Annotated in this window: 11 protein-coding genes; 6 read left to right on the top strand and 5 right to left on the bottom strand. The window is 33.5% G+C overall.

All coding sequences use genetic code 11. The features are described from left to right. Positions 1–66 precede the first annotated feature (66 nt). The 5 genes from EV196_RS14030 (at position 67) to rlmB (ending at position 6,705) form a co-directional block, all read left to right on the top strand. A complete protein-coding gene (locus EV196_RS14030) occupies positions 67–3,213 on the top strand; it encodes a SusC/RagA family TonB-linked outer membrane protein (protein WP_243652246.1) in 3,147 nt (1,048 codons plus the stop codon). Positions 3,214–3,233: 20 nt separating this feature from the next. Further along, positions 3,234–4,706: a SusD/RagB family nutrient-binding outer membrane lipoprotein gene (locus EV196_RS14025; protein WP_132218410.1), complete on the top strand. Its 1,473-nt coding sequence runs from the start codon at positions 3,234–3,236 to the stop codon at positions 4,704–4,706. Positions 4,707–4,735: 29 nt separating this feature from the next. Next, positions 4,736–5,389 (top strand): DUF5011 domain-containing protein, encoded by a 654-nt coding sequence (locus EV196_RS14020; RefSeq protein WP_132218409.1) that lies wholly within the window; start codon positions 4,736–4,738, stop codon positions 5,387–5,389. A 92-nt stretch (positions 5,390–5,481) separates the two neighbouring features. Then, positions 5,482–5,895 (top strand): lipid-binding protein, encoded by a 414-nt coding sequence (locus EV196_RS14015; RefSeq protein ID WP_165876173.1) that lies wholly within the window; start codon positions 5,482–5,484, stop codon positions 5,893–5,895. Positions 5,896–5,964: 69 nt separating this feature from the next. Beyond that, positions 5,965–6,705, top strand: a complete 741-nt coding sequence (gene rlmB, locus EV196_RS14010) for a 23S rRNA (guanosine(2251)-2'-O)-methyltransferase RlmB (protein ID WP_132218407.1) — start codon at positions 5,965–5,967, stop codon at positions 6,703–6,705. A gap of 31 nt (positions 6,706–6,736) precedes the next feature. On the opposite strand, the gene EV196_RS14005 is transcribed toward rlmB, so the two are convergent. Then, the gene (locus EV196_RS14005; RefSeq protein ID WP_132218406.1) at positions 6,737–7,462 is read right to left on the bottom strand and encodes a rhomboid family intramembrane serine protease; all 726 of its coding nucleotides are present in this window, start codon (positions 7,460–7,462) and stop codon (positions 6,737–6,739) included. A gap of 219 nt (positions 7,463–7,681) precedes the next feature. Here EV196_RS14005 and EV196_RS14000 point away from each other — a divergent pair, with 219 nt between their 5' ends. Then, positions 7,682–8,959 carry a replication-associated recombination protein A gene (locus EV196_RS14000; RefSeq protein WP_132218405.1) on the top strand — a complete coding sequence of 426 codons (1,278 nt, stop codon included), beginning with the start codon at positions 7,682–7,684 and terminating at the stop codon, positions 8,957–8,959. 58 nt (positions 8,960–9,017) lie between these two features. On the opposite strand, the gene EV196_RS13995 is transcribed toward EV196_RS14000, so the two are convergent. Genes EV196_RS13995 through EV196_RS13980 form a run of 4 tightly spaced genes read right to left on the bottom strand, consistent with a single transcriptional unit; the run spans position 9,018 to position 12,573 of the window. Beyond that, a complete protein-coding gene (locus EV196_RS13995; RefSeq protein ID WP_132218404.1) occupies positions 9,018–9,893 on the bottom strand; it encodes a hypothetical protein in 876 nt (291 codons plus the stop codon). Further along, a complete protein-coding gene (locus EV196_RS13990) occupies positions 9,883–11,286 on the bottom strand; it encodes a DUF5723 family protein (protein WP_132218403.1) in 1,404 nt (467 codons plus the stop codon). Before EV196_RS13990 ends, EV196_RS13995 begins: the two co-directional genes overlap by 11 nt. Continuing rightward, positions 11,283–11,846, bottom strand: coding sequence for a hypothetical protein (locus EV196_RS13985; RefSeq protein ID WP_132218402.1), 564 nt, complete (start codon positions 11,844–11,846; stop codon positions 11,283–11,285). Before EV196_RS13985 ends, EV196_RS13990 begins: the two co-directional genes overlap by 4 nt. A gap of 37 nt (positions 11,847–11,883) precedes the next feature. Beyond that, positions 11,884–12,573 (bottom strand): YjjG family noncanonical pyrimidine nucleotidase, encoded by a 690-nt coding sequence (locus EV196_RS13980; RefSeq protein ID WP_132218401.1) that lies wholly within the window; start codon positions 12,571–12,573, stop codon positions 11,884–11,886. Positions 12,574–12,604 lie beyond the last annotated feature (31 nt).

The raw sequence follows: 12,604 nt of genomic DNA, 5'->3' as shown, positions 1-12,604 counted from the left end.
ATAATTTATTGGTTTATTAACTTTTTATTATGATTTTTGGCATTGACTAATTCAAATAATTATAAAATGAAAACAAAGTTTAGTGGAATTCTAACGCTATTGCTAGCGTTTGTCGTGCAGCTAACGTTCGCACAAGAAAAGACTATTTCAGGTACAGTATCAGATCCTTCTGGCTTACCACTTCCTGGAGCTACTGTCTTAGTTAAAGGTACTAAATCGGGTACATCAACAGATTTCGATGGTAAATATTCAATTAAAGCTAATCAGGGGGCTACTCTTGTATTTAGTTTTGTTGGTTATACAACTAAAGAAGCTAGAATTGGTTCTTCAAGCTCAATTAATGTTCAATTGAGTGAGGATGCCGAAGCTTTAGAAGAAGTTGTAGTAACAGCATTAGGAATAAAAAGAGAGAAAGCTTCCATTGGTTCTGCAATTACAACAGTAAATTCAGATCAACTTAACGAAGGTTCCCAAACAACTATGGCTGATGCCATAAAAGGAAAAGTAGCAGGTGTAGTGATTTCAAATTCGTCTACTGATCCGGGTGCTTCTTCTGGGGTTATTATTAGAGGATTTAGCTCCTTAGGCGGGAACAACCAACCTTTATACATCGTGGATGGTATTCCTATTAATGATGGTTCAAGGTTTTCTTCAAGCTTAGACGGTGCTTATGACTTCGGACGCGGATCTGGAGATATAAACCCTGAAAACATTGAGTCTATATCTGTTTTAAAAGGCGCTTCAAGTACCGCACTTTATGGTTCTAGAGCAGCAAATGGTGTTATTTTAATAACAACAAAAAAAGGAAAATCTTCTAAATTAGATATAGATGTTTCTACCACTATGATTTTTTCAGATCTATTAAGAGCTCCTAATTATCAAACTGAGTTCGGTCAAGGTTGGGATGGACAACATTATTTAGGCGAAAATGGATCTTGGGGTCCTCGATTTGATAACACTGTTCAAGTTTGGGGCAATGTTGTAAACAATTCTCAAAAATTAAAACCTTATTCTTTTCAAAAAGATCAATTAAGAAACTTTTTTGATGTTGGGGAATCTTATGTTACAAACGTTGCTATTTCTGGTGGATCAGACAACACCACTGGTAGGATTTCTGTTAACAATTCAACATCTGACGGAATATACCCAACCAAATCAGATAGTTACGAAAGAAATACGCTTACACTATCTTTCAATTCCAAATTAGATTTTTTAACTTTTGGAGGGAGTTTAAATTATGTTAACACATCTGGTAGTGCAGTTGCTTCAGGCCAAGGTCTTTCTGTAATCAATAATTTAATGCAAATCCCTACAGATATAGATATTACAGAATTTAAAGATTATAAAAACGATCCATTTAATAGTATATCCAACTATTATACTCCTTATGGTGTTACCAACCCATATTTCACTTTAAATGAAGATGGAAGTGGTTATTTAAAAGAACGCGTTTATGGAGCGTTCGATGTAACTGCAGAAATAAATTCATGGTCAAGTATTGGCTACCGTTTTGGTATTGATTCTTATACTGATAATACAAAGGTATGGCAAGCTATAGTAAAACCATTACCTGGTACTCCAAACTTTGGTAGTAGTACTCTAGATGAAGGCTCATATTTTGAAAGAACTTCTATTTTTAAACAATTCAATCATGATTTATTTTATAACTTAAGTATAGAAGCAAATGAAAAATTCATGATAGAGTCTACCTTCGGTTTTAATTATAATGATCGTTTTGACACAAGTATTTCATCATCAGTTAGTTCTCAAGATATCCCAGATTATTTTGCACTAACAAATTCAACAAATACTCCAATTACATCTTCTGTAATTAACAAAAGAAGATTATATGGTGTTTTCAATTCAACCACATTATCTTATAACGACATGTTATATATAACAGCTAATATAAGAAATGACTGGTATTCAACGCTTCCTGTTGAAAATAGATCGGTATTATATGGTGGCGTTAATGGTTCTTGGGTTGCTACCAATACATTCCCTGAAATTAAAGATGTCATAAGTTATGCAAAATTAAGAGTAGGTTATGGTGAAACCGGTGTTGATACCGATCCATACCAAGTAAATCCAGTTATTATTCTTGGTAATGTAGATAACCAAGGGTTTAGAAGTTTGGCATTTCCTGCAAATGGCACAAATGCTTATGAAATTGGAAATAGAGCTGCAAATCCTGATTTAAAACCCGAAAGAAGAAAAGAGTTTGAGATAGGTACTGAGTTGTCATTTCTTAAAAATCGTATATCTATTGATTTCACCTATTATGATGCCAAAGTTGAAAATCAAATATTGAGTCTTCCACTAGCAGCATCTTCTGGTTATACTAGTCAAACGGCAAACATTGGAGTAATATCAAACAAAGGGATTGAAGCCTTGCTTAAATTAGGTATATTTAATAATCCAGATGGATTTAACTGGGATACTACTTTGAATTTTTCCACAAATGATGCTATTTTAGAAGAACTTGATGATAGATTGGATCAAGTATCACTAGGTGGTTTAAGTACAACTTCATTAGTGGCCAGAGAAGGGGAACCGTTGGCTTTGATAGAAGGTAGCGTACCTAAAAGAGATGATAATGGTAACATAGTAGTTGATGCGAATGGAATACCAGTAGCCTCCTCAGAAAAAGAGGTATATGGTGATACACAATACGATTACACTTTAGGTATTTCAAACGAATTTTCGTATAAAAACCTTTCTTTTGCTTTTACTTTTGATATAAGACAAGGCGGATTAATGTTTTCTAGAACTGCAGATATTACAAGATTTACTGGTAACTCTATTACCACTACATTAAACGATAGACAACCATACATCATACCTGGTTCAGTACAGGAAGTAAGTCCAGGTGTTTATCAAACCAATACTACTGCAATTGACACAGAGCACTGGGATGATTATTACAGAGCTGACGCAATTGCTAGAGAAAATGTTATTGATAAATCGTTTGTTAAACTAAGAGAAGTCATTCTTTCTTATAGATTCTCTAAGAAAATTATAGGTAAAACCCCTTTTGAGGATTTATCAATTAGTTTAATAGGAAGAAATCTGTTGTTATTCACTCCTGAATCCAACCAATTTATCGATCCAGAGGTTTCTACGTTTGGTACAGATTTATCAAGTCAGTTTGGTGAATTTAGTGCTAATCCAAGTACAAAAAGCCTTGGTGTTACATTAAAAGCGAGATTTTAATTAATTTTAAAAAAATACAAATGAAAAATATAATAAAGTTTCTTTTTCTTACAATCATATTAACATCATGTGAAGAAGATTTGAACATAAATACAGATCCTAATACCCCAATTGGAGTTGACAAAAGCTTTGTATTGACCGCTGCCCAAGCATCAATAGCAACAACAATGGGCGGGAATTTAACGAACTTAGGTGGATTTTTGGCCCAATACCATACGCAAGCTCCTTCAGCTTCTCAATATTTGGATATCGACACTTATAATATGAATGCTGACTTTGCAAATAGAATGTGGACAGAATTATATGCAGGCGCTTTAAATGATTTAAAATACGTAAAACAAGTTTCAGAAGATGAGGGTGATACTGGTTCTTATTTAATCGCGACGTTACTAGAAGCCTATACATTTCAAGTATTGACCGACTTATTTGGTAGTGTTCCTTATTCTGAAGCACTTTTGAGTCAAGAAAATATTAGTCCTGCTCCCGATGCTGGAGAGGAGATCTATCCAGCTTTAATATCAAGTATCGATAATGCTCTAACTAATTATGATAATTCACCTGTAGACTCAAGTGTAGGAAGTCAAGACGTTATATACAATGCCAATATGAGCGATTGGATAAAATTTGCCAATACTTTAAAACTTAAAATGTATTTAAGAATGGCTTATACAACTTTGGCTAATCCAACGGCTGTAAACGCTCTTTTAGCTGAAAATAATTTTCTAGAATCTGATGCTACATTTTCTGTATATTCTGAAAACATTGAAGAAGATAAAAACAACCCATTCTATGATGTTCAAATTGCACATCTTGGAGACGTAAATAACATAGCTAGTTCCTCACTTTTACAGTTTTATACCGATAACAGTGACCCTAGAATTGATGCAGTTTACCGTAAGAACACTGCCACTCCTAGTGTGCACAGAGCTATTGACCAAGGTGATAGAGGGGCTTATACCGGTTCTATTTTAGCCACGGCATTCTCTAGACCCAACATAAAAACTAATACCCCTGTTTATTTAATGACAGTGAGTGAAAGCAACTTTCTTCAAGCTGAAGCATTAATTAGATATGCTGGTGGTGCAGGTGCAGGTGCTAAATACAATGCAGGTGTACTAAATTCATTTCTTACATACGGGTTAACAGCTGCGGAAGCAAATGCACTTACTAATACAGGCGGTGCTTATGAATATGTACCTTCTGCAACTGTAGAAACAGCAATAAGACAAGTAATGGTACAAAAATGGGCTTCTTTAGCATACATTAATAATATGGAAGCGTTTTTTGAATTGACCAGAACTAAATACCCAGAGATTGTAGCGTTTGGAACTCAAAATTATTCTATAGGTAATTTAATAATATCTAAAAGTTCTGTTTTAGCTGGAGGGCAAACACCAAAAACCTTGTTATACCCAGATGATGAAGTTGATAGAAATATTAATTTGACTCAAAAAGGGTCACTTACCGAAAAAATTTGGTGGGATCAGAAATAAGCGTAAAATCAATTTAAAAAAAATAAAAGATGAAAAAAACATTTAAATATATAAGTCGTCTGTCATTAATGCTAATAGTGTTTTTGATGGTATCTTGTACAGAAGAAAACCCTATTCGGTCTGAAATTACGTTTTACCCAGACTTTGAAATTTCAGGAGACCAATATATGGCAATAGAACTGGGAACTACTTTTACAGATCCAGGAGTTACTGCTTCTTCAGGGGGAGCAGTACTACCTTTAACAACAACTGGTTTTGTGGATACCAGCAAAATTGGCGTATACAAATTAACCTATGCAGCAACCAATGCTGATGGTTTTGATGGTACTACTTTTAGATTTGTCGCAGTTGTTGATGACTTAGCTGCTGTACGTGCTAATGATTTGTCTGGTAGTTATACAAGAAATACTAACGCCGCACATAAAATGAACGTCACAAAAATTGCAGATGGCTTTTATAACGCTGATGATGTTTTACCTCCCAATGGCGTTAATGTGGTTATGGTGCAAGTTTCTGCAAATCAAGTTATAATCCCAAATCAATCTTCTGGCTTCGGTCCAGTTTTTGCTGATCCAGCTATAAATGCGGCAAGTGGTGGCGATTTCGTTAATGGAGTAAGTATTTCACTACGAACAAGTATTGGTTCTTTTGGAATATTTAACCGAGTATTTCTTAAAAATTAAAAAAAGTAATTATGAAAAATATATATAGATATAGTTTAATTCTTCTCTTAACATTAGGGGTATCATGTACTAATGAAGAAGGATATGCAGATTTGACAGTTGATAAGTCTGCAGTTTCTGAGATGTCAGGAGATTGGCATGTAGAAACATTTGTTGATGGCGATTTAGCCATAGGTTATCAAGTTATTACAGTTTCAAACACTCCTGAAGACGATGGTACTGCTATTCAAATTAATGATCATGGAAATATTTGGGAATTTAATGCAGCTGTTCCTGCTGACATTTCATCCTTAACTTTTGCGGGTTCTAATTTAGAAAGTATAGTTGATGATTATGAGATAACAGTTAGCGTAACAAATGGATCTATTACAAAAAATGGCACTACAAGCACATCCGGTAGAACTGTAGATAAAATATCATTTGATATAGAATTCTCTGATGATCCAGGTACTATATACCATATAGAAGGTTATAAAAGAACAGGTTTCTTAGAAGACGAACATTAATAATAAAACAAATTCAATAAATTAAACCGAAGAAATAAATTTCTTCGGTTTTTTTATACCTTTAACCCAATGGAAAAGCAAACACAAATATTCGGAATACGAGCTATTATAGAGGCCATAAATTCAGAAGAGACCATAGATAAAGTATTTCTTCAAAAAGGTTTACATGGCGAATTATATAGCGAATTAGAAGCGATTATACGCAAAAATTCAATAAACTCATCTTACGTCCCTATTGAAAAACTAAATAGGTTAACTAAAGGCAATCATCAAGGTGCCGTTGCGCAAATTTCACCTATCGCTTTTCATGACTTAGAAACACTTGTTATGAACGTTATAGAGTCTGGAAAAACACCTTTGTTTTTGCTGTTAGATCAATTAAGCGATGTTCGAAATTTTGGTGCTATTATACGTACTGCTGAATGTGCCGGTGTTCATGGTATAATCATTCAGAAAAAAGGCGGTGCACCTGTTAATGGAGACACCATCAAAACAAGTGCTGGTGCTGTTTTTAAAATACCTATTTGTAAAGTAGACCATATTAAAGATGCTGTTTTCCATATGCAAGCTTCGGGTATTAAAGTTATAGCAGCCACTGAAAAAACAGATGACACCGTTTATGATGTGTCTTTTACTGAACCTTGTGCCATCATCATGGGATCTGAAGATAGGGGTATTAATCCTTCTATTTTAAAAGTGGTGGATGCTAAAGCAAAATTGCCTTTATTGGGTGATATTGAATCTTTAAATGTATCGGTAGCTTGTGGTGCTTTTTTATATGAAGCGGTGAGACAAAGACTCTTGAATTAAGATTTTTGATTTACGAATTACTATTTAAGAACTATTCTTTATTTTCTTTGAAGGTATATTTTATTGTAGGTTGCTCCTGCTCTATTTCTGGATTTAGGTTTTCAATGAAATTTCCGTTTTCATCGAAATGTTTTAAAAAGGGATCGTCATCGTGATTGTAATCGGGTTGTTCCCAAATATATTTTTTTGGTTTTGCTATGGCTTTTCTAAACGTTAATGCAAATAGAAGTCCTGTGATTAAGCCTGATAAATGACCTTCCCACGAGACGCCTTCTTCTAAGGGTAAGGCATACCAAATTAAACTTCCGTAAAGAAAAACCACTAATAAAGACAAAGCAATGAGTCTGTAATGTTTTGCGAAAACACCTTTGAAAAATATAAAACTTACTAAAAGGTAAATGATTCCGCTGGCTCCAATATGATAGGAAGGTCTACCAATACACCATGTTAAAAAACCAGATACGATAATCCCGAAGACTAATACTTTCCAAGCAATGGGTCTGTAAAAATAGAATAGCGCCATAGACAACACAAACAATGGTACCGTGTTATGATACAGGTGTTGAATACTACCGTGAATAAATGGGCTGAACACAACACCCCGTAAACCTTTTAGAGTTTGTGGATAAACACCGAATTTATTAAAATCGAATCCAAAACGTACTTCAAACCAAAATACCAACCAAATAATGAGCACAAAACTAATGGGGTATGCAACGACACCTGTTGAAAATTTAAAATGGTCTTGGTTGTTCATAGAACTAAATATAGCAAATAGTTAACCAACTTTTAAGTGTGTGCTAAAATGGCAGACACACGCGTGAGGGATTGAAGTGGAAATCCTTTTTGTGAGGCACGAACAAAAAGATTGTAACGAAAAGCCCGACCCCGATTTTTTTTCGGGGACACGCCCAAAAAAGAAAACTTAATAGCAAAGAGATTCCTTTTTACAAAGGAATTGTTTTAATTTTACAGTATGAACGAACCCTTAGCAGAACGATTACGTCCACAAACCTTAGAGGACTATGTGAGCCAAACGCATTTGATTGGTGAAAATGGTGCGTTAACACAACATATAAAGCAAGGGTTAATTCCATCTATGATTTTATGGGGACCTCCCGGAACGGGAAAAACAACCTTGGCGAACATTATTGCTACCCAATCTGGCAGACCTTTTTACAGTTTGAGTGCTATAAATTCTGGGGTTAAAGATGTTCGGGATATTATCGATAAAGCCAAACAAAGTGGTGGCTTGTTTACTACCAAAAACCCGATTTTGTTTATTGATGAGATACATAGGTTTAGTAAATCGCAACAAGATTCGTTATTGCAAGCCGTTGAAAAAGGTTGGATTACACTTTTTGGTGCAACTACCGAAAACCCTAGTTTTGAGGTGATCCCTGCACTTTTATCGCGTTGCCAAGTTTACATTTTGAATGCTTTTGATAAGAGCGATTTAGAGACACTTTTAAAACGCGCTATTGAAAATGATGAGTATCTAGCTAAAAAAAGTATAAACCTAAAGGAAACGAATGCGCTTTTAAGGCTATCGGGTGGTGATGCAAGAAAACTGCTGAATATTTTTGAATTGATTGTAAATTCTGAAAGTGGAGAATCAATTGAAATTACAGATGAAAGTGTTCTGAAAAAAATTCAGAATAACACAGTTCGATACGATAAAACGGGCGAACAACATTATGATATTATTTCAGCGTTTATTAAATCCATTCGTGGAAGCGATCCCAACGCTGCTGTGTATTGGTTGGCACGTATGATTGAAGGTGGTGAAGATGTTAAATTTATTGCTCGCAGATTGCTTATTGCTGCCAGTGAAGATATTGGTAATGCCAACCCTACAGCTTTGGTTATTGCCAACAACACGTTTCAAGCGGTTTCTGTTATTGGAAATCCGGAATCTAGAATTTTATTAAGCCAATGTGCTACCTATTTAGCCTGTTCACCAAAAAGTAATGCCGCTTATACGGCTATTGGCAAGGCGCAACAATTGGTTAGGGAAACTGGAGATTTATCTGTGCCTATTGATATTAGAAATGCACCCACAAAACTTATGAAGGAACTGGGTTATGGTGAAAACTACCAATACGCTCACAACTACGAAAATAATTTTGCTAATCAAGAATTCATGCCCGATATCGTAAAAAACACCAAACTTTACGACCCTGGAAATAATGCCAGAGAAAATGCTCATCGAGAGTTTTTAAAACAGCGTTGGAAGGATAAATATGGGTATTAGTTTGTTGTTGAGTTGTTTAATAAACTTAACTAATAAACAAAAAACGACTTAACTATTATTAAAATTTGATGTCAAGCGGTTCTTGTTTTAAAACATTATTTTCATAATATTCTAAAATCCAGTTACTGCCTTTTTTGTATAATGTTGCGTTTTTGTTTTCTACTAAATACACATCGGCAATACCCGTTTTTTTGATTTTATAAACCACTTTAGGTGTACTATCTACTAGCTGAAATCCGTTTTCAATGGCTTGAGCATATAAAACACCTGTTGACATTTCTTTTATAGCTGGTGTATTTACAGTTTCAACTTTTTCAATGATGGCTTCTTTTACAGGAACTTGTGGCACAGCTTCAACCTTTGGCACTACCTTTTCAACCACCGCAATTTCTTTTTCCTTTTTAAGATTTTGAATTTCCTCTTTTAATTGTTGAATTTCTTTTGAAACTTCATTCTTGATTTCTGCTTCTTGTGAAACTTCTACGCTAGGAGTAGTGCTTGGAACATATTTATAATTAAGTGCTTCAATAGATTTGAAAGTATTCCTCAATGCTTCAGTGTAAGCGCGTTGATATTCTTTTTCTCTACTTTCTCCCATTTCTGAAGTATACACCACTTGGTCGTTACAGTTTTTAAGTTCTATAGCCACCCTAGTTTTAAACATACTGCTGTCTTTTATCAAATTCGATTTTAATGCCAAACATCTATTTTTAAGAACATCGTCAGGATAAGTGGAACCTTCCATTAATGCTAAAAACCCATACTTATTGAATAAAAATTCAGTTAAAGAATTTAATTGATATTGATCGGCTTCCTTTAAAAAATCAAATTTATTTGGTACGATAATGTACTTATAATTGTTTAAATTAGTTTGAGCAAATGCCCCAATTGTTAAAAAACATATTACAAATAGTGCTGAAATTTTAGTCTTCATTTTTTTTAAATATATAGTTAAAACCTAATTGTAAAGATACACTTTGTGCATCATAAATATTTTTATATTGCAATAAATTATCTGCCATAACATAAAAATTTACGTTCGCCAAATTTGCAGATAGTCCAAAACCAATATTATTTAAGCTATAAGAATCTGCTGTATAAGTTGTTTTCATTGATAGCCCTTTAAATAGTTTTCTGTAATAATATAATGTTAAGGCCGCCTGTGGTTGTCTTGGTCGATTAATAGCATATAACTGTGCCCCTATCCTGTTTTGGTACTCTTTTTCCTTTTTTATACAATTACATTCTTTTTCTTTTTTTTCACCAAAAGCATAATTTAAAGAGGCATTTAATTTAATGGGACGCCATGTTGTAAATTTAGTGTATGTTGTATCGGGTTCAAAAACTTCACTAAATTCATCTTGAATTTTATTCCAATAATCATTTGCTGTTTGTCCTGTTTCCAATTCTGAAAAAAACGGATTAATCCCTTCAAACTGATAGGTTCCTTTTATAGAATAATTTTCAACATCTTTAGAATGGTTTATAAAACCTATATCTAACAAACTACCATCAACATACCATTGTTTGCTTATTTGATGGCTAAACCCTATATCAAAACCCAATCCTTTATCGCCACCCATTAAGGTGCGCTTTTTTAGTTCTCTGTAAACATCGTCTGCTTCACTGTCTTCAAAACCTGCAATACCAGAGGTTCTTAATTCTAAATCTAAATTAAAAATGTGATTATAGATATTATTATCACCTATTTCAGTAACAAAAGTCCCTCTATTCTTAATGGAGTTAACATTTAAAATGTTTGAATAAATTTTACCTCGCACACCATAAGAGAATTGATTATTTACTTTTTTATTGTACCCAACATGAAGCACCGAAATGACTTCGCCACTTAGTTTTAAATGGCTCGCATTAAAAACTTTGTTTATGTTATTCTGATTTCCTTCCAAAGCTAAAATAGCGTAATCTTTAGGAAAATACCAAATACCGTCTAGTTCTTGGTAGAGTCCAAAACTTATATATTCATTTTTCTTAAAAATATTACCAATTGCAAAGCCACCAGATAGAATTTCAACTTGTTGGTTTATACTTCCAAAATCCCTTGGTTTGGAATTGTAAATAGCATCTCGGAGTTTGATATTAAAATCTACCCCATTATTTGCGAACAAATCATAAACTGTAAACCCAGAAATTCCTGCGCTTGCGTGTATGTGGGATACGAATGGCAAACCAAAATATCCTGAATTATTAATTTGCCCACCGGGATTAAGCATTAGTGTTTGAGGAATTTCTGAAAAACCATAAAGTATTTGTTTGTTTTGTGCGAACGACATACCCGTAACTAAAAATATAATTGCTAGATATCTCATAAATCTGCATCTATATTAAAATAAAAAACACCTTTAGATTTTAAACTTACATACCCAACCGTGTTTTGAGTTACGGGCGTACCTGAAAGCATTTTTAAAGTAAACACTAACATGGATGTGTTTTTTAAAGCTAGCAAGGTATTGTCTTGAAAAACTTCGGTAAAATTGGATGTTGTATTTAAGTTATTTGTTGATGCTTCTACCAAGAATGAAAACGAATGCTGTAATTGAGAATTGACATCTAAAAAATCCACTTTTACTTGAAAACCACTGTTAATGGAATTTGTGGTTTCAAATACAAATTCAGCTTTTACTAAATTATCAACTATAAAATCACTATTAAAAAATTGCACTTGCACATAGTCTTGAACGGTACTTATTTGGTTGCCGTCATTTAAAAAACTCGTTGCTGGCTGATTTAAATAAACAAGGCTAGATTCCATTACTGGAGTAATCTCCAAATCGTTTACTTGATCAAAATCAACAGGCTTTGAGCACGATAAACACATACTATTTATTAGAATAACAATGTATGTGTATGTAAATAGCTGTTTTATCATCTATATTTTAAAACGTTATAATAAGTATATATTATATTTATAAATAATTTTTAATCTCTATTAATCCCTTAATTTGCTTAACATCCGTTTCAATATTCATATTATTAGTGTCAAAATAAATTACATCCATCCCAACATTTAAAGCCCCTTCAATATCAGCTTCATAGCCATCACCAATCATAATACTTCTGCTTATTTCAGTTTCGGCTTTTTTAACGGCATAATGAAAAATCTCTGGATGTGGCTTTTTAACACCAATGTCCTCACCATTAGTAATGGTTTTAAAATAATGGCGAATGTTGGATTTTAATAGCTTTCTAGATTGCACTTCCTCAAACCCGTTAGAGAGTATATGTAGATTGTAATTTAAACTTAGGTAATCTAAAATCTCAATGGTGTTTTCAAACAAATAATTAGTATCAGTAAGATAAATAATATAATCGTTTGATAATTTGTGAACCATAGCATCGGGTACATGAATATTGGTTGCCACAAAGGTGTCTTTCAATCGACCAAAGCGTAACACTTCCTTATCAATTTTCGCGTCTCTATAAAGTTTCCAATATTGAAAATTGATATCGCGATAATGTGATAAAAAGTCATTTAACTCCACTTCAATCGCGTTCATTTTAAAAATTTTATCTAATGTTAATTCTGAATTTTTATCAAAATCCCAAAGTGTATGATCTAAATCGAAAAATACATCGGTTATACCATTAATTTTCATGTGTTTTTTTTATTTATCTTAAGGTCACATG

This window comes from Mariniflexile fucanivorans (assembly GCF_004341235.1).
Classification (GTDB): Bacteria; Bacteroidota; Bacteroidia; order Flavobacteriales; family Flavobacteriaceae; genus Mariniflexile; species Mariniflexile fucanivorans.
This window is presented reverse-complemented; position numbering and strand designations above follow the sequence as displayed.